At 64.8% G+C, this 16,876-nt stretch carries 16 protein-coding genes and 3 tRNA genes; 4 read left to right on the forward strand and 15 right to left on the reverse strand.

Annotation, left to right across the window (positions count from 1 at the left end):
• Positions 1 to 6 precede the first annotated feature (6 nt).
• From C5L14_RS23855 to C5L14_RS23885, 7 genes are all read right to left on the reverse strand, one after another.
• Positions 7 to 1,707, reverse strand: a complete 1,701-nt coding sequence (locus tag C5L14_RS23855; protein WP_105864577.1) for an ArnT family glycosyltransferase — start codon at positions 1,705 to 1,707, stop codon at positions 7 to 9.
• A gap of 93 nt (positions 1,708 to 1,800) precedes the next feature.
• Positions 1,801 to 1,877: transfer RNA gene (locus C5L14_RS23860), tRNA-Arg, on the reverse strand.
• Between the two features lie 23 nt (positions 1,878 to 1,900).
• Positions 1,901 to 2,206: an ETC complex I subunit gene (locus tag C5L14_RS23865; protein WP_105864578.1), complete on the reverse strand. Its 306-nt coding sequence runs from the start codon at positions 2,204 to 2,206 to the stop codon at positions 1,901 to 1,903.
• Between the two features lie 33 nt (positions 2,207 to 2,239).
• Positions 2,240 to 2,316, reverse strand: a tRNA-Pro gene (locus tag C5L14_RS23870).
• Positions 2,317 to 2,411: 95 nt separating this feature from the next.
• Positions 2,412 to 2,807, reverse strand: a complete 396-nt coding sequence (locus tag C5L14_RS23875) for a DUF192 domain-containing protein (RefSeq protein WP_342588432.1) — start codon at positions 2,805 to 2,807, stop codon at positions 2,412 to 2,414.
• 83 nt (positions 2,808 to 2,890) lie between these two features.
• Entirely contained in the window at positions 2,891 to 3,481 is a 591-nt protein-coding gene (locus C5L14_RS23880; protein ID WP_105864580.1) for a cold-shock protein, read from the reverse strand.
• A gap of 171 nt (positions 3,482 to 3,652) precedes the next feature.
• Positions 3,653 to 4,429 carry an SIR2 family NAD-dependent protein deacylase gene (locus C5L14_RS23885; RefSeq protein WP_245443537.1) on the reverse strand — a complete coding sequence of 259 codons (777 nt, stop codon included), beginning with the start codon at positions 4,427 to 4,429 and terminating at the stop codon, positions 3,653 to 3,655.
• A 34-nt stretch (positions 4,430 to 4,463) separates the two neighbouring features.
• Between C5L14_RS23885 and C5L14_RS23890 the strand changes: the two genes are divergently transcribed.
• The 3 genes from C5L14_RS23890 to C5L14_RS23900 all read left to right on the forward strand — a co-directional run bounded on the left by C5L14_RS23890 (position 4,464) and on the right by C5L14_RS23900 (position 5,697).
• On the forward strand, positions 4,464 to 4,904 hold the full coding sequence (locus C5L14_RS23890; RefSeq protein ID WP_105864581.1) for a VOC family protein: 441 nt from the start codon (positions 4,464 to 4,466) through the stop codon (positions 4,902 to 4,904).
• Between the two features lie 115 nt (positions 4,905 to 5,019).
• Positions 5,020 to 5,094 (forward strand) — tRNA-Glu (locus tag C5L14_RS23895).
• 75 nt (positions 5,095 to 5,169) lie between these two features.
• Positions 5,170 to 5,697, forward strand: coding sequence for a DedA family protein (locus C5L14_RS23900; RefSeq protein ID WP_105864582.1), 528 nt, complete (start codon positions 5,170 to 5,172; stop codon positions 5,695 to 5,697).
• A 48-nt stretch (positions 5,698 to 5,745) separates the two neighbouring features.
• Here the strand turns inward: C5L14_RS23900 and C5L14_RS23905 are convergent, their stop codons facing one another.
• The 8 genes from C5L14_RS23905 to C5L14_RS23940 all read right to left on the reverse strand — a co-directional run bounded on the left by C5L14_RS23905 (position 5,746) and on the right by C5L14_RS23940 (position 16,073).
• Positions 5,746 to 7,044 carry a dihydrolipoamide acetyltransferase family protein gene (locus C5L14_RS23905; protein WP_105864583.1) on the reverse strand — a complete coding sequence of 433 codons (1,299 nt, stop codon included), beginning with the start codon at positions 7,042 to 7,044 and terminating at the stop codon, positions 5,746 to 5,748.
• A gap of 97 nt (positions 7,045 to 7,141) precedes the next feature.
• Complete coding sequence (locus C5L14_RS23910; RefSeq protein ID WP_210203287.1) at positions 7,142 to 8,155, reverse strand: alpha-ketoacid dehydrogenase subunit beta; 1,014 nt, start codon at positions 8,153 to 8,155, stop codon at positions 7,142 to 7,144.
• Positions 8,155 to 9,429: a thiamine pyrophosphate-dependent enzyme gene (locus C5L14_RS23915; RefSeq protein ID WP_105864584.1), complete on the reverse strand. Its 1,275-nt coding sequence runs from the start codon at positions 9,427 to 9,429 to the stop codon at positions 8,155 to 8,157. The genes C5L14_RS23910 and C5L14_RS23915 overlap by 1 nt, the downstream gene beginning before the upstream one ends.
• Positions 9,430 to 9,512: 83 nt before the next feature.
• A complete protein-coding gene (locus C5L14_RS23920) occupies positions 9,513 to 10,676 on the reverse strand; it encodes an isovaleryl-CoA dehydrogenase (protein ID WP_105864585.1) in 1,164 nt (387 codons plus the stop codon).
• A gap of 24 nt (positions 10,677 to 10,700) precedes the next feature.
• Positions 10,701 to 11,690, reverse strand: coding sequence for a hydroxymethylglutaryl-CoA lyase (locus tag C5L14_RS23925; protein ID WP_105864586.1), 990 nt, complete (start codon positions 11,688 to 11,690; stop codon positions 10,701 to 10,703).
• A complete protein-coding gene (locus C5L14_RS23930; protein ID WP_105864708.1) occupies positions 11,687 to 13,699 on the reverse strand; it encodes an acetyl/propionyl/methylcrotonyl-CoA carboxylase subunit alpha in 2,013 nt (670 codons plus the stop codon). Before C5L14_RS23930 ends, C5L14_RS23925 begins: the two co-directional genes overlap by 4 nt.
• A complete protein-coding gene (locus tag C5L14_RS23935) occupies positions 13,696 to 14,457 on the reverse strand; it encodes an enoyl-CoA hydratase-related protein (protein ID WP_245443556.1) in 762 nt (253 codons plus the stop codon). Before C5L14_RS23935 ends, C5L14_RS23930 begins: the two co-directional genes overlap by 4 nt.
• Before the next feature lie 8 nt (positions 14,458 to 14,465).
• Complete coding sequence (locus C5L14_RS23940; RefSeq protein WP_105864709.1) at positions 14,466 to 16,073, reverse strand: carboxyl transferase domain-containing protein; 1,608 nt, start codon at positions 16,071 to 16,073, stop codon at positions 14,466 to 14,468.
• Between the two features lie 112 nt (positions 16,074 to 16,185).
• Between C5L14_RS23940 and C5L14_RS23945 the strand changes: the two genes are divergently transcribed.
• The gene (locus C5L14_RS23945) at positions 16,186 to 16,782 is read left to right on the forward strand and encodes a TetR/AcrR family transcriptional regulator (RefSeq protein ID WP_105864588.1); all 597 of its coding nucleotides are present in this window, start codon (positions 16,186 to 16,188) and stop codon (positions 16,780 to 16,782) included.
• Positions 16,783 to 16,876: the final 94 nt, after the last annotated feature.

Here is a 16,876-nt window from a genome sequence, read left to right on the forward strand (position 1 = left end):
GCAACGTCATGGACTGCGATAGACGCCGATATCCAGCTTCTTGCCGCCGTTGATGTTGATCCCCGCAACCCTGGAAACCAGGTCGGCCTTGGTGCCATTCGCGGCGAGGCGGGCCAGAAAAGCCGGCTCGAAGCGCTTGTCGACGAAAGCAGCGCGGCAGGTGCCCTGTCCCAGGAAATCCGCCGCGCCTTCCGCGCTGGGCATATCCAGATCCGTCCCGGCCAGGAAGACCAGGCTGGGCTCCCGAAAACCGACGCTCGCGGCTGCGACATGCGGGCATTGCGTCGTCTGCGCCGCCGCAGCCAGGCGCGGACTGATGGCCATGGCCTGTAGCTTGGGAATGGCGCCGGCATAGATGCCCCAATAGAGCAACAGGCTGGTGGCGAGGCAGGCCAGAATGGCCTCGACGCCCTTATCCTCACCCAGCCGCTGCCAGGCCAGCCATGCCGTCGCCACGGCCACGACGGCGAAGGGCAGCGTCAGCCAGGCGATTTCCCTCTGATAGAACCACACTGCGCCGATCGCGACGACGGCGAGCACCAAGGCCAGCAAGGGGATGAGGCCCGCCACGATGCGGGCCCACAGGCTTCGGGAGAGCCCGTCGTCGCAAACAGCGGCGGCGATCAGGATGGCGATCGCCGGATAGACCGGCAGGACGTAATGCGGCAGCTTGGTGGGGAAGAACTCGAAGACGAGCCAGAAAGGCACCAGCCAGGCGAGCAGGAAAATCACCGACGCGGTTCGGCGCTGCCGCCAGGCCCATGGCCCGGCCAGCGCGGCCAGCGGCGCGAAGGGCCAGAACGTTCCCCAGAAGACGGCGAGATAGGTGCCCGGCCAGCCGCCATGCGATTCCTGGGCGCCAGCCACCTTGTTCAGCATGTCCTTGCCGACAGATTCCTGCAGGAAGGCGCCCTTGGTCTGGATCATGATGGCGATGAACCAGGGGGATACCAGAACCAGGGTGAACAGGATCCCCCAAAGCCAGCGCAGTTGTCCGAGCCAGCGCCAGTCACGCGTGGCAGCCACCGTAGCGGCAATGGTCAGGCCGACCAGAAGGGCGCCGATCGGCCCCTTGATCAGAATGGATGCCGCCATGCCGAGCCAGAACACAGCCGGCAGGCCCAGGCCCGCCGGCAAGGGTTCACCACGCTGGGAGGCCATGAAAAAGCGGGCGAGCACGCCCACCATCGCCATCACCGTCAGAAGCTGGGTCGCATCCGTCTTCGCCAGGCGCGCTTCGACGCCAAGCAGCAGGCAACCGGCCATCATCAGGCCCGCCAGCAGGGCTGCACGGCGGCCCACGAGCGGAATGGCGGTCCACCAGGTCAGCAGCACCGCACCGATCGCGGCGATCAGCGAGGGAATGCGATAGAGCCAGATCGTGGTGCGCGCTTCAGGAACCCCAAGGCTCTCCCCGAGACTGACGGCAGCCGTCTGGAGCCAGTAAATGCCGACCGGCTTCTTGAGCCGGGCCTCCTCTTGGAAGCGGATATTGACGAAATCGCCGCTCTCCAGCATCTGCTTGGAGGCCTGGGCGAAGCGCGGCTCGTCCCGATCCATGGGCGGCAAGCCGGTGAAGCCGGGGGCCAGCGCCAGGATGGCTATCAGCAGGAGCGTTGCAAGCGCCAGCAGGTTGGAACCCGCCAGCCGATCGAGCATACGGCCCGGCCCACGAACGGCGGCTGGTGCTTCGGATAAGGCGGCCATGCTAACCTCCACCGGTCCCGCCGGTTCGTGACGAGGAAGGAAGACCGCCGCTCCGCACGATGCTCTGGCAAATGGCCGAACCGTCCGGCGGGATGGCGACCCCAGCAGGGCTCGAACCTGCGACCTAGCGCTTAGAAGGCGCTCGCTCTATCCAGCTGAGCTATGGGGCCAGTCCAAAGCCAGGCGCAATCGCTCAATGGGTCCACTGACCGATGCGCGATACCTTGAAGTTGTCCGAGTAGGACACGATTTTCGTCGTCGCTTCCTGCGGCTCGAAGAGCTGATAGGCGATGCCGTTGCGGGTGGCGTAGGCGATGGCCTCTTCCTTGGTCGCAAAACGCAGCTTGACCTGCTGCTTCATGTCGCCCGAGGACGTCCAGCCCATCAGCGGCTCGACCGAGCGCGGCTCCTCAGGCTCAAACTCCAGGAGCCAGTCCTTGGTCTTCGCCGAACCGGACTGCATGGCCGTACGTGCCGGCTTGTAGATTCTCGCTGTCATCGTTCGCCGTCCGCCTTTCGTCTCATCCGTCGCTGGTCGGGGCAGCAGGATTCGAACCTGCGACCTATAGTACCCAAAACTATCGCGCTACCAGGCTGCGCCATACCCCGTTCAGGACGAATGTGAGCTTACTAAGGGGCCTCGCAGAGAACCGCAAGGGTCTGGGGACCCCGATTTCAAAAAGTTGTTCGCCCAGATCGGGTCGTCAAGGCTTGAAGATCGGGTAGCTCACCTTGTCGCCGGGCTTGATGCCCAACTTGTCCGCCGTTCCGGCCACCACCTCCAAAACGGCAAGCACCGGCGCGCCGGACATGATGGTACGCGTCGACAGGGGCTCGGCCCGCTTTTCGATCCGCTGGATCGTACCGTCGCTGCGGATGAAGATCATGTCGAGCGAGACATAGGTGTTCTCCATCCAGAACGAAGCGATGCGTTCGGCCGGAAACGGAAAGAGCATGCCCTTGTCCGCATCCAGGCTGCGCCGGAACATCATGCCGCGCCGCTGCTCGTCCTCGCTGCGCATGACCTCGACCTGGAAGTCGTGCTTGCCGCCTGCGGTCGCGATCGACAATGGCTCGAACACGCCATCCTCTGCACGCAAGGCCGCAACGCCTCCAATACTCATGAACAGAGCGAGGATAGTGGCGTAAATTATTGAAAGAAAAGAGCTCTTACGCATTCGCATCAATGCGATTGCGGCCCTGAGGGCCCATCGGCGAGCTTGAGCTCGGCAGCCATCAGCCCCTTTGGCCCGGTACCGAAGCGCACCATCAGGATCTGCCCCGGCTTCAGGTCCATGATGCCGAAGCGCCTGAGTGTCTCCATATGGACAAAAATATCCGGGGTGCCGTCACCCCTGGAGACGAAGCCGAAACCGCGCAGGCGATTGAACCATTTCACCGTGGTCGGCTCGAAACCACCCGTCGGGGTCACCTGCACATGGGTGCGCGCCGGCGGCAACTGGGCGGGATGGACGGCGGTCGACTCATCCATGGACAGGATGCGGAATACCTGGAGGCCTTTGGCGCGCTGCGTCGCCTCGACGACGACACGCGAGCCCTCGAAGGCTGCCTGGTATCCGTCGCGGCGCAAGACACTGACATGAAGCAGGATATCCTGTCCGCCATTGTCCGGAACGATGAACCCATAGCCCTTGGCAATATCGAACCACTTGATGGTGCCGGCGACCTCCAGCAGGCCTGCCGGCCTCTCGTCCGGATGTCCCCCGGAGTCGCGAACTGGCTCGAACCTCGCTTCAAAATCGTTCGTACCCATCTACGCCATCCAACACATTGCCCACGGACTGGGCCGCCGCACGATTCTTGACGCTGCTACGATAACACCCCCTGGCTCAACGGAAAGCCCGAATTAACATTTTTGTGCCTCATCTTCATACAATCGCAAAACGTCCCTAAAATCGACGAACTCTCGATAATCGGGCCATATTTACAGGACGAAATCCGCCAGCAGATCGCCGATCTCTCCCCTCAGCAACAGCTCCGCATAGGCATCCCCCGGCGTCTCCTCCCGGTTGACGATGACCACGCGAGCGCCCTGGCGATGGGCAAGGCGCGGCAGATCGGCGGCCGGATAGACGACCAGGGACGAGCCGACCACCACGAAAAGATCGCAAGTCTTGGCAAGTTCGGTGGCGCGCCGCATCACAGTCTCCGGCATGGGCTGCCCAAAGGAAATCGTCGCCGTCTTGATGAAACCGCCGCAATCGTCGCAGCACGGCGCCTTCCCGCTCGCCAGGAACGGCTCCCGCAGGGCAGCGATCTCATAGCGCCTGGCGCAGTCGAGACACGTCGCATAGGTGGTATTGCCATGTACTTCCACCACGGCGTCGGCAGGAATGCCGGAAGCCTGATGCAGATTGTCGATATTCTGCGTGATCACCGCCGGACATTTGCCTGCCCGCACCCAGGAGGCGATCGCCAGATGCCCCCGTGTCGGCCGGGCCAGGCGGATCTCGTCATCCATGTCGAAGCGCCGGCGCCAGCTCTCGCGCCGGGCCTCGTCGCCGGCCAGGAATGCTTCGAAAGAAATCGGCTTCATCCGGCTCCAGCGTCCGCCGGGCGAGCGGAAATCGGGGATACCGGCCTCCGTCGACAGTCCGGCACCGGTGAAGGCAACGACGCGGTCGGCGGCTTTCAGCATCTCGGCGAAGCGAAGTAGTTTCTCGCGGCGCATGGCATCCTTGTCGGCGGCGGCAATCGGCATTAGGCCTAACTTCTCCAATTGCGATGAGGATCCAATGAAATATCTGCACACCATGGTTCGCGTTCGCGACCTCGATGCCTCGCTCAAATTCTATGTCGACATCTTCGGCTTGGTCGAGGCCCGTCGCTATGAAAACGAAAAGGGTCGCTTCACCCTGGTCTTCCTGGTCGCTCCCGAGGATCTCGAAGCCTTCAAGGCCGGCAAGGCCCCTGCCCTCGAGCTGACCTATAACTGGGATACGGAAGACTACGGCAGCGCCCGTAATTTCGGCCATCTCGCCTATGAGGTCGACGACATCTACGCCTTCTGCGCCAAGCTGCAGCAGGCCGGCGTCACCATCAACCGCCCGCCGCGGGACGGTCACATGGCCTTCGTGCGCTCGCCGGACCTGATCTCCATCGAGATCCTGCAAAAGGGCGATTCTCTGCCCCCGGCCGAGCCCTGGGCTTCGATGGCGAACACCGGCGTTTGGTGAAACGGCGCTTTTGGCCCCAAAAACGGCACCAAAAGCGCCTCACGCAACTAATTTCACAAAGGCGGCATATTCCTCTTGCCGCCTGCGATTCCCCCCTCTATATGTCCGCCCCGCCGCGCCCTTCGTCTATCGGTCAGGACGCCACCCTTTCACGGTGGAGAGAGGGGTTCGATTCCCCTAGGGCGCGCCACATTTTCGAACCCAAGCATCGATATCAGCCGGATGACCTCCGCTAGTTCGATGCTCTGGTTCCCACATATTTCCCATGACAATCGCCGATATCACCCAGTCCGTCGTCGCATTCGTTCGCGCGCATGAAGCCTGGGGTAACCTCGTCGTGCTGCTGCTGGCCTTCGGGGAATCGCTCGCCTTCGTCTCGCTGCTGCTGCCGGCGACCGTCATTCTGCTCGGTATCGGCTTCCTGATCGGCGAAAGCGGCATGTCGCTTTGGCCGTTCTGGGCCGCGGCGGCGCTGGGGGCCTTTCTGGGGGATTGGCTGTCCTATTGGATCGGCCTGAAACTCGAGCATCGCGTTGCCCATTATTGGCCGCTGTCGCGCTACCCGAATCTCTTGCCGCGGGGCCATCGCTTCTTTGAGAGATGGGGTGCGCTCGGCGTCTTCTTCGGCCGTTTCCTCGGACCGCTCAGGGCCTCGGTGCCGCTGGTGGCCGGCATCTGCCAGATGCCGGCCCTCGCCTTTCAGCTCGTGAACGCCGCCTCGGCCGTGATCTGGGCCTTCGGGGTGCTCGCGCCCGGTGCGCTGGGACTCAACTGGCTGCAATCGCTGTTCTGATCGGATGTCGGATGGGCCGGCATCCTCGAAACCCGCACCGGGAAGGCGTTATACCATCAGCCGAACCGGCGCCTCCAATTCTCCCTTCACCGTCTTGATGAAGGCGGCGGCATCGAAGCCGTCGACGATGCGGTGATCGAAGGAGGAAGACAGATTCATCAGCTTGGCGACGACGATCTGGCCATCCTTCACCGCCGGCCGTTCGACGATCTTGTTGACGCCGACGATGGCGACCTCCGGTGGATTGATGATCGGCGTCGCCGCGATGCCGCCGAGCGCGCCCAGGCTTGAGACGGTGATGGTCGAGCCGGTCAGCACCTCGCGGCTCGCCTTGCCGGCCCTGGCGAGTTCGCTGAGCCTGGCGATCTCGGCGGCGAGCTGATGCAGCGTCAACGCTTCGGCATGGCGGATCACCGGGACGACCAGTCCGCGGGGCGTCTGGGTCGCCACGCCGATATGCACGGCATTGTAGCGGTGGATGACGGCCGCCTCGGCATCGTAGCGGGCATTGACGATGGGGTGCTGGGCAATGCCGCGCACCATCGCCTTGATCAGGAAGGGCAGCAGCGTCAGCTTCGGCCAGCCGACGGCCGCAGTGTTGATCTCGGCGCGCACCGCTTCGAGGGCGGTGACGTCGATCTCCTCGACATAGGTGAAATGCGGCACGCTGCGCTTGGCTTCCAGCATGCGCTCGGCAATCTGGCGGCGCAGGCCGATCACCTTGATGTCCTCGATGCCGTCATCGCCGAGCATGGGTGGCGGCGGCACCGGCGGGCGGGCGGGCGGAGGCGAGGGCTCAGCCTGGAGTTGGGGCTGGCTGCGCGTCAGATACTCGTCGAGATCGCCATGCTCTATCCGCCCGTCGGGCCCGCTGCCGCGGATCTTGCTGCCGTCCAGCCCGAGGGCGGCCATGCGGGAACGTACGGCCGGGGCGGCCAGAACCTTGCCTGACCCTGCCGGGGCCGCCGGAGATGGCGGTACGGCGGCAGTCGCAGCGGCCTGTGCCGGGGCCGGAGCCGAAGCGGCCTTGGCCGGCGCCTTGGCAGGCTTGGCAGACGTTGGCGCCGGGGCGGGCGCTGGCCCGGCTATGGGAGTTTCGGCCTTGCCGCCGGTCTCGATCACCACCAATTCACTGCCGATCGAGGCCATCACGCCGACCTCGGCATGGCGCGAGAGGATGCGCCCGGAGACGGGCGAGGTGATCTCCACCGTCGCCTTGTCGGTCATCACATCGACCAGGGGATCGTCCTCCTGGATCTCCTGGCCGATCTCCGCATGCCAGGCGACAATCTCGGCCTGGGCGATGCCTTCGCCGACATCCGGCAGTTTGAACACGAAATTGCTCATGATCGTCTCCCGCTCAACCTGCCCGCGTCATTTCAAGCGCAGGGGTATAGATTCTCACCCTCCCCTCGATGGGGAGCGTAAAGTCCAAGCCTTCCGCTCAGCCAGCCATCACTTTGCGCATGCCTTTCCCCACCCGCCTCGGTCCGGGGAAATATTGCCATTCGAAGGTATGGGGATAAGGCGTATCCCAGCCGGTGACGCGCTCGATCGGGGCTTCCAGATGGTGGAAGCAGCGTTCCTGCACCAGGGCCGACAATTCGGCGCCGAAGCCGCCCGTCCGCGTGGCCTCATGCACGATCAGGCAGCGGCCCGTCTTCTTCACCGATTCCTCGATCGTCTCGATATCGACAGGCAGGATCGTTCTGAGATCGATGATCTCGGCATCGATCTCCGTCTCCTGCGTCGCCGTGAGCGCCACGTGCACCATGGTGCCATAGGCGAGGATGGTGAGGTCGCTGCCCTCCCTGATGATCGCGGCCTTGCCGAGCGGCACCTTGTAATGTCCCGCCGGCACATCAGCCCCGGCCTGGTCGGTCCAGGGTTTCAAAGGGCGGTCGTGATGGCCGTCAAAGGGACCGTTGTAGAGACGCTTGGGCTCGAAGAACAATACGGGGTCGTCATCCTCGACCGCGCTGATCAGGAGGCCCTTGGCGTCATAGGGGTTGGAGGGGATCACCGTCTTGATGCCGCAGACGTGGCTGAACAGGCCTTCCGGGCTCTGGCTATGGGTCTGCCCCCCGAAAATGCCGCCGCCATAGGGCGAGCGGATGGTGATCGGCGAGGTGAACTCTCCACCCGAGCGATAGCGCAGGCGCGCCGCTTCCGAGACGATCTGGTCGAAGCCGGGATAGATGTAATCGGCGAACTGGCACTCGACGATCGGCCGGAGACCATAGGCCCCCATGCCGATGGCGATGGCGATCAGGCCGCCTTCGGCGATCGGGGCATCGAAGACGCGCTGGGAACTGTAGCGCTGCTGCAAACCGTCGGTGCAGCGGAACACGCCACCGAAGAAGCCGACATCCTCGCCGAAAACCAGCACGTTGGGATCGTTCTTGAGCAGGACGTCCATGGCCGAGTTGAGGGCCTGCACCATGTTCATGGCGGGCATCATTCACCCTCCTTCTTATTGGCGGCTTCCCTGGTGGCCTCGAAGCGGGTGAGTTCGGCCAGTTGCTCCTTGAGATGCCAGGGCATCTCCTTGAACACATCCTCGAACATGGTCTCGTTGCCGTGATGCGGCCCGTCGCTGAGAATACCATGGCGCTGGGCCTCGATATTGGCGGCCTTGACCTCGGCCTGCAATTCCTTGGCCTGCGTCTGATGCCGCTCTTCGCTCCATTCGCCCACGCGGATGAGATGGCGCTTCAGGCGCTCTACCGGATCGCCGAAGGGCCAGTACTTCTCCTCATCGCCGGGGCGATAGCGGCCAGGGTCGTCGCTGGTGGAATGGGCGGCGACGCGGTAGGTGAAGAGCTCGATCAGGGTCGGGCCATGATTGGAACGCGCCCGCTCGGCAGCCCAGCGCGTCACGGCATACACGGCGAGCAGATCGTTGCCATCGACCCTGATGCCCGGCATGCCGAAACCGATGGCGCGCGAGGCGAAGGTTGCCTCCTCGCCCCCGGCAACGCCCTGGCTGGATGAGATCGCCCATTGATTGTTGACGAGATTGATCAGCACCGGCGCGTGATAGACGGAGGCGAACACCATGCCGTGGTGGAAATCGCCTTCGGCCGAGGAGCCATCGCCGATCCAGGCCGCGGCAATGCGCCGGTCGCGCTTATAGGCAGAGGCCATGGCCCAGCCGACGGCCTGCGGCACCTGGGTGGCGAGATTGCCGGAGATGGAGAAGAAGCCGGCGTCCTTGGCCGAATAAAGCACCGGCAATTGCCGCCCCTTCAGCCGGTCCTGTGCGTTTGAATAGATCTGGGACATCATATCGATCAGCGGCCAGCCGCGTGCGACCAGGAGGCCCTGCTGGCGATAGGTCGGGAAGCACATGTCGCCGGCTTCCAAGGCCAGCGCCTGGCCCACCGCCACCGCCTCCTCGCCCGTGCATTTCATGTAGAAGGAGGTCTTGCCCTGGCGCTGGGCCTTGAACATCTGGTCATCGAAATAGCGCGTCAGCATCATGGCGCGCAGGGCCTTGCGCAAGGTGTCGGCATCGAGCTTGGGGTCCCAGGGGCCGACCGCCCTGCCCTCATCGTCGAGCACCCTCACGAGACCGAAGGCCAGGTCGCGCGTCTCGGAGGCGACGGCAGTCACCGGCGGCCGTTGGGCTTCGCCGGCCCCAGGCAGTTTGAGATAGCTGAAATCGGGCGTGTCGCCCGGCCGGAAGCGGGCTTCCGGAATGTGCAGGCTGAGCGTGGTCTTCTTGGTCATCGAACGGGCGCTCCCAGGACGTGATAATGTCCGGCTGGCATGAGAATGCGTCTGGTCGTGTCGTTTCGGCGTGTCCTGCAATGTCAGCTCGTCTCGCGGAAGATCTCGCGGCCGATCAGCATGCGCCGGATCTCCGAGGTGCCGGCGCCGATCTCATAGAGCTTGGCGTCGCGCAGCAGGCGTCCGGCCGGGAAATCGTTGATGTAGCCGTTGCCGCCCAAGGCCTGGATGGCCTCGAGCGCAACCTTCGTGGCGTTCTCGGCCGCATAGAGGATGCAGCCGGCGGCATCCTTGCGGGCGACCTCGCCGCGGTCGCAGGCCGAGGCAACGGCGTAGGTATAGGCCCGCGAGGCATTGGTGATCGTATAGATGTCGGCGAGCTTGCCCTGCATCAGCTGGAACGTGCCGATCGCCTCGCCGAACTGCTTGCGCTCATGCACATAGGGCACCACCAGATCGAGCGCCGCCGCCATCAGCCCGAGCGGACCGCCCGCCAGCACCACGCGCTCGAAATCGAGTCCGGACATCAGGATACGCACGCCGTCGCCGGCCTTGCCGAGCAGATTGGCGGCAGGCACAAAGCAATCCTCGAACACCAGTTCGCAGGTGCTGGAGCCGCGCATGCCGAGCTTGTCGAGCTTGGGCGAGGTGCGAAAGCCGGCAAAACCACGTTCGACGATGAAGGTGGAAATGCCCTTCGGCCCGGCGGCGGGGTCCGTCTTGGCATAGACCACCAGCACATCGGCATCGGGCCCGTTGGTGATCCACATCTTGGTGCCGTTGAGGACATAGCCGCCGTCGCGGGCTTCGGCTCGAAGTGCCATCGACACCACGTCCGAGCCGGATCCGGCCTCCGACATGGCGAGCGAGCCGACATGCTCGCCCGAGATCAGCCTGGGCAAATAACGCTGCTTCTGCTCGGGGGTGGCATGGCGGGTGAGCTGGTTGACGCAGAGATTGGAATGAGCGCCGTAGGAGAGGCCGACAGCACCGGACGCCCGGCTGATTTCCTCCATCGCGACGCAATGAGCGAGATAACCCATGCCCGAGCCGCCATACTCCGGCTCGGCGGTGATGCCGAGCAGGCCGAGGGCGCCCAGCTCGGGCCACAGGTCACGCGGAAAGGCATTGTCGCGATCGATGGCGGCGGCGCGCGGCGCGATCTTTTCCGCTGCGAAACGCTGCACCATGCGGCGCAATTCCTCGATATCCTCACCGAGGTTGAAGTTCAGGCCGCCGTCATACATGAGCGTTCTCCCTGATATTTCGCATTATTTTATCTTGGCCGCCAAGGCCTGGCCCGTGCGTGAGCGCGGGGCTGCTCCCAGCGCCGCGCAGACAGTCCTGCCCACCGCCGCAACCCTGTCGAGATCCACTCCGGTTTCGACGCCGAGGCCCTCGAGCATGTAAACGAGATCCTCGGTCGCCAGGTTTCCGCTCGCTCCCGGCGCATAGGGGCAGCCACCAAGGCCGGCGACGGAGGAATCCACCACGGTAACGCCGAGTTCCAGGCAGGCCAGGACATTGGCGAGCGCCTGGCCATAGGTGTCGTGGAAATGCACGGCAACGCGCTGCATGCCGATCTCGCTGGCCACCGCCGCCGTCATCGCGCGCGCCGCATCGGGCGTTCCCACACCGATGGTGTCGCCCAGAGAGATCTCCTGGCAGCCCATCGAGGCCAGCGCCGTCGCCACGGAAACCGCGGCGGAGACGGGCACATGTCCCTCATAGGGACAGCCGAGCACGCAGCTCACATATCCCCTGACCTTCAATCCCGCCGCCAGAGCCCCGGCCACGATCGGCCTGTATTCGGCAAGGCTCTCCTCGATGCCGCGATTGATGTTGCGGCGGCTGAAGCTCTCGGAGGCGGCGGCAAACACGGCGATATGCCTGGCCTTCGCTGCCAGCGCATCGGCGAAGCCGCGGGCATTGGGCACCAGCACAGGCAAGTTGATCGGGTTCGGAGGGTCGATCTCCAGATCGCCCCCCTGTGTACCGTCGCTGGTCGACCTGGAGATCGACTCTCCGGAAAATGACGGCCGGGTCAAGCCGGACAGCCCGGCCAGCACTTCGGCGGTCCCAGCCATCTGCGGCAGATTCCTCGGCGAGACGAAGCTGCCGGCCTCCACCGTCCGCAGCCCGGCCGCGGCCAGGTCGCGGATCATGGCGATCCGGGTCTCGACGGGCAACACCCTGCTTTCGTTCTGGAGGCCGTCGCGGGGCCCGACCTCGAATATCTCGACGCGACCTGCCCGGCTCATGGCGCGACCTCCAGCACCACCAGTTCGGCCCCGGCAGCGACCTGATCGCCGATGGCGACATCGACCATCTTGACCACACCCGCGCGTGGCGCCGAGACCGTATGCTCCATCTTCATGGCTTCGATCACCACCAGGGCCTGCCCCTTCTCGACCGCCTCTCCAGCGACGGCGCTCACAGACAGAACGAGGCCGGGCATCGGCGACAGGATCCGGCCGCCGCCTTCACTTTCGACACCACGCGGCTTGCGGGGATCGCGCAGCCCGAAACCATAGGAGCGGCCGTCGACGAACAGCGTCAATGTCTCTCCAGACCGGATGGCGCGGGCACTGAGAACGGCCTCGCCCACCCGCAGCCTCGCCGTGCCATCCGCAGCGACCGCGCCGCTCACGCTCACCAGCCGATCGGCCAGCTGCAGCTCATATCCCCCTGCCCGCCAGGACACGTCGGCTCGGATGAGCGTATCGCCCCAGGCGAGTTCCACCGCGCGCCGCGCGGCCCCCGACAGGCGCCAGCCGCTGCTGTCGCCCCATGGCGAGTGAGGATCGGCGGGATCGCGGCGATCAGCCTCGTTCTCCACGCCCCGCAGGGCGAAGAAGGCGGCAGCAGCGATCACGTCGTCGGAGGGATGGGGCGCGGGCGCCAGCAATTCGGCCTGGTGGCGTTCGATGAAACGGGTATCGACGCCGCCTTCCGCAAAAGCCGGATGGCGAATGATGGCGGCGAGGAAATCCCTGTTGGTATGGGGGCCGACTACCTCGACGGCATCGAGCCCGGACCCGAGCCGGGCGATGGCTTCGGGCCGGTCGACACCCATGGCGATCACCTTGGCCAACAGGGAATCGTAATGCATAGAAATGGTGTCGCCGCCGCGAAAGCCACTGTCGACGCGGATACCGGAAAGACGATCGGGAAGAGCGAGATGCTCGATCCTGCCGATGCTCGGCAGGAAGCCACCGGCGGGATCCTCGGCGCACAGGCGCGCCTCCAGCGCATGTCCGGTGCAGACGATCGCCTCCTGCCCCAGCGGCAGCGGCGCCCCTCCCGCCACACGCAACTGCCAGGACACGAGGTCGAGGCCGGTGACCGCCTCCGTCACCGGATGCTCGACCTGCAGCCTCGTATTCATCTCCATGAAGTAGAAATGGTCGTCGGCAACCAGGAACTCAACGGTGCCGGCGCCGACATAATCGACCGATCGCGCGCAGGTGATCGCCGCCTGATGCAGGCCGGCGCGCAAGGCCGGCGGCAGGTCCGGCGCCGGCGCCTCCTCGATCACCTTCTGGTGCCGACGCTGCACCGAACAATCGCGGTCGAACAGATGCACCGTGTTGCCGTGGTGGTCGGCGAAGACCTGCACCTCGACATGGCGCGCGCTCTGCAGATAGCGCTCGATCACCATGCGATCGTCACCGAAGGAGGAGCGGGCCTCACGCTGGGCCGCCTGGAGGGCGGCCGGGAGATCCTCCGCCCTGGCAACCACATGCATGCCCTTGCCGCCCCCGCCCGCCGAAGGCTTGAGCAGGACAGGAAAGCCGATCGCCTCCGCTGCCTTGACCAGCGTATCGACGCCCTGGTCCTCTCCCTCATAGCCCGACAGCACCGGTACGCCGGCTGCCGCCATGCGGGAACGCGCCTGCGCCTTGTCACCCATGGCGAGAATGGTCTCTGCCGACGGACCGACGAAGGTTATGTCAGCCGCCGCGCAGGCCCGCGCAAACTCGGCTTTCTCGGCGAGGAAGCCATAGCCGGGATGGATCGCGTCTGCCCCGCTCGCCTTGGCGGCGGCAATCAGAGCCTCGATGGACAGATAGCTTTCGCGCGAAGGCGCCGGGCCGATGCGCAATGCGCGATCGGCGAGGGACACGGCGAGACTGTCGGCATCGGCATCCGAATAGACGGCGACGGTGCGGATACCCATGGCGCGGGCGGTACGGATGATGCGCACGGCAATCTCGCCGCGATTGGCGATCAGCAGCACGCGAATGGGTCTGGGCTGAGGAGTGATCATGACATCCATCCCGGCTTGCGCTTGGCGAAGAAGGCGGCGAGCCCCTCGCGCGCCTCGCTCGAGCTGCGGATCGTGGCGATACGCCGGGCGCTTTCCTCGATGCGCTCGGCCGTGATCGGCCCGGCCATGTCGACCGCCAGTTTCTTGGCGGCAGCGATGGCCTCGGGGCCACCCGCGAGGATGTCCGAGAGACAACGCTGCACCGCCTGGTCCAGGGTTTCTGGTGCCGCTATTTCATGGATCAGCCCATATCTCAGCGCCTCATCGGCCGAGAAGCGTTCGGCCGTGAGGAAGAGGCGGCGTGCGGCGCGCTGCCCGATCGCCCTGATCACATAAGGGCTGATCGCGCCGGGGATGAGGCCGAGCCGCACCTCGCTGAGGGAGAAGCGCGCCTGCGGCACGGCGATGGCGATGTCGCAGCAGGCCACAAGGCCCACGGCCCCGCCGAAGGCGGCCCCCTGCACCCTCACGAGCGTCGGCTTGGGGCAGGTATCGACCACCCGCATCAGTTCGGCAAGCTGACGGGCATCGGCCAGATTGTCCTCCGGCGAGGCATCCGCGGCGCGGCGCATCCAGGCAAGATCCGCCCCGGCCGAGAAGGCCTTGCCCTCGGCTTGCAGCAGCACCGCCCGCACAGCGGCGTCGGTGCCCGCTTCGGCAAAGGCCCTGGTCAATTCGGCGATGAGACCTTCGTCGAAGGCATTCAGCACCTCGGGACGGTCCAGCGTGAGGACCGCGACCGAACCGTCCCGCTCCACCCGCAAACTCACATCCGGAACACGCCGAAGCGTGTCTCCCTGGCTGGCGCATTGCGCGACGCCGATAACGCCAGCGCCAGGACCATGCGCGTTTCCGCGGGATCGATGATGCCGTCGTCCCACAGCCGCGCCGTCGAGTAATAGGGGTTGCCCTGCTCCTCATATTGAGCCCGGATCGGCGCCTTGAAGGCCTCTTCGGCCTCGGCATCGATTTTGGACTCATCGGTCCCGGCGGCATCCCGGCGCACCTGCGCCAAAACATTGGCGGCCTGCTCGCCTCCCATCACGGAGATGCGGGCGTTGGGCCACATCCACAGGAAGCGGGGATCATAGGCACGGCCGCACATGGCATAATTGCCGGCGCCGAAGCTGTTGCCGATCACCACTGTGAATTTCGGCACGTTCGCCGCCGCCACCGCCGCCACCAGCTTGGCGCCGTCCTTGGCGATGCCGCCCGCTTCATAGTCCCGGCCGACCATGAAGCCTGTGATGTTCTGGAGGAAGAGCAAGGGAATGCCGCGCTGGCAGGCAAGCTCGATGAAATGAGCGCCCTTCAACGCCGATTCGGAGAAGAGAATGCCGTTGTTGGCGATGATGCCGATGGGATAACCCCAGATCCGGGCAAAGCCGGTGACCAGCGTATTGCCGAAATCGGCCTTGAACTCGTCGAACTCGGAACCGTCGACCAGCCGGGCGATGATCTGCCTGACGTCATAGGGCTTGCGCGGATCGGCCGAGACGATGCCATAGATCTCCCTGGGATCGTAGAGAGGCGGCTTCGGCGCTTCGATGTCACCGGCATCATGTTTGCGGCGATTGAGGTTGACGACGATCTCCCGGGCAATGCCGAGGGCATGAGCGTCGTTCTCGGCGGCATAATCGGCCACGCCTGAGGTGCGGGTGTGCGTATCGGTGCCGCCCAGCACCTCCGCGCTGACCGTCTCGCCCGTGGCGGCCTTCACCAGCGGCGGGCCGCCGAGGAATATGGTGGCCTGATTGCGCACCATCACCACCTGATCGGCCATGGCCGGCACATAGGCGCCGCCTGCGGTGGAGCTACCCATCACCACCGCGATCTGCGGGATGCCGGCCGCCGACAGGCGAGCCTGGTTGAAGAAAATGCGGCCGAAATGCTCGCGATCCGGAAAGACCTCATCCTGCTTGGGCAGGAAGGCTCCGCCGGAATCGACCAGATAGACGCAAGGCAGATGGTTTTCGGCGGCGATGGCTTGCGCCCGCAGATGCTTCTTCACCGTCATCGGGAAATAGGTGCCGCCCTTCACCGTGGCGTCGTTGGCGACGATCATGCATTCCCGGCCCGAAAGGCGGCCGATGCCGGTGATCAGCCCGGCAGCCGGCACCTCGTCGCGATAGAGGCCGAAGGCGGCAAGCTGGGAAAGCTCCAGAAAAGGGGCTCCGGCGTCGAGAAGCAGTTCGATGCGATCACGCGGCAGCAATTTGCCGCGCTTGAGGTGCTTTTCGCGCGCGGACGCCGAACCGCCGCCACCAGCGCGTTGAATGCGCTCCCTCAGTTCAGCGGTGAGCGCTGCCAGCGCATCATGATTGCGCTGAAACGTCTCCGACCGCCGATCGATTGTACTCCCTATGATCGGCATGCAGACCGCCTTGCCTGTTGCAAGCCGCTTGCGATGCGGCCTCGATTGGATCATAAACGAACGGACGTTTGTTTCTATAGTCGGGAGCGGGTTTCTCCGCAAGCGGTTTCACATGGCGCGCAAGGCTGGATCGGATGGCAGCAAGACCGCGGAGGCGATCCGGGCCGCCGGTCTGCGCCTGATCTTCGAGCATGGTTACGAGGGGATGAGCCTGAGGGATCTCGCCCAGATCGTCGGGATCCAGCCCGGCTCGCTCTACAACCACATCACCACCAAGCAGGCCCTGCTGTTCGATTTCCTGGTCGAGCACATGACGAGGCTGACCGAAGCTCTCGACGCAGCGCTGGCCGGCATCGAGAGCCCCCTCGCCCGCCTGGACACCTTCATAGAATTCCATTTGCGCTATCACCTGACCCGGCGGATGGAAGTCTTCGTCAACAATTCGGAGCTGCGCAGTCTCGAGCCGCAGAACCGTGCCGTCGTGACCGGCCTGCGGCGCGATTATGAACGGCGCCTGGAGCAGATCCTGGCAGAGGGAACCAGGAGCGGCGCGCTGAATGTGCCGGACGTGACTATTGCCACCTTCGCGATCATCGCCCAGCTCACCGGCGTGGTCGGCTGGTATGATCCGAAAGGGCGCCTCGGCGAGGACGAGATCATCGCCATCCATCGGCAGTTGGTCGTCGGCGGACTGTTACCTATCCCCTAGACAAGATTTCCCTGCCAGGGTTGCGGCCCGGAAAGAGCACACCAAGGTGCCGAACGCTGCCGGAGCGGCTAAAATAAAGCTGCGCAAACAGTTC

Origin of the sequence: Labrys okinawensis (genome assembly GCF_002982075.1) — a bacterium.
Taxonomy (GTDB): Bacteria; Pseudomonadota; Alphaproteobacteria; order Rhizobiales; family Labraceae; genus Labrys; species Labrys okinawensis_A.

Bases quoted from the DNA above. Each gene is read 5' to 3' on its own strand.
- C5L14_RS23880 (WP_105864580.1), bottom strand. From the start codon at position 3,481: ATGGGTACGAACGATTTTGAAGCGAGGTTCGAGCCAGTTCGCGACTCC.
- C5L14_RS23885 (WP_245443537.1), bottom strand. From the start codon at position 4,429: ATGCCGATTGCCGCCGCCGACAAGGATGCCATGCGCCGCGAGAAACTA.
- C5L14_RS23905 (WP_105864583.1), bottom strand. From the start codon at position 7,044: ATGAGCAATTTCGTGTTCAAACTGCCGGATGTCGGCGAAGGCATCGCC.
- C5L14_RS23940 (WP_105864709.1), bottom strand. From the start codon at position 16,073: ATGCCGATCATAGGGAGTACAATCGATCGGCGGTCGGAGACGTTTCAG.
- C5L14_RS23900 (WP_105864582.1), top strand. From the start codon at position 5,170: ATGACAATCGCCGATATCACCCAGTCCGTCGTCGCATTCGTTCGCGCG.
- C5L14_RS23910 (WP_210203287.1), bottom strand. From the start codon at position 8,155: ATGCCCGCCATGAACATGGTGCAGGCCCTCAACTCGGCCATGGACGTC.
- C5L14_RS23865 (WP_105864578.1), bottom strand. From the start codon at position 2,206: ATGACAGCGAGAATCTACAAGCCGGCACGTACGGCCATGCAGTCCGGT.
- C5L14_RS23915 (WP_105864584.1), bottom strand. From the start codon at position 9,429: ATGACCAAGAAGACCACGCTCAGCCTGCACATTCCGGAAGCCCGCTTC.
- C5L14_RS23855 (WP_105864577.1), bottom strand. From the start codon at position 1,707: ATGGCCGCCTTATCCGAAGCACCAGCCGCCGTTCGTGGGCCGGGCCGT.
- C5L14_RS23925 (WP_105864586.1), bottom strand. From the start codon at position 11,690: ATGAGCCGGGCAGGTCGCGTCGAGATATTCGAGGTCGGGCCCCGCGAC.
- C5L14_RS23930 (WP_105864708.1), bottom strand. From the start codon at position 13,699: ATGATCACTCCTCAGCCCAGACCCATTCGCGTGCTGCTGATCGCCAAT.
- C5L14_RS23945 (WP_105864588.1), top strand. From the start codon at position 16,186: ATGGCGCGCAAGGCTGGATCGGATGGCAGCAAGACCGCGGAGGCGATC.
- C5L14_RS23920 (WP_105864585.1), bottom strand. From the start codon at position 10,676: ATGTATGACGGCGGCCTGAACTTCAACCTCGGTGAGGATATCGAGGAA.
- C5L14_RS23890 (WP_105864581.1), top strand. From the start codon at position 4,464: ATGAAATATCTGCACACCATGGTTCGCGTTCGCGACCTCGATGCCTCG.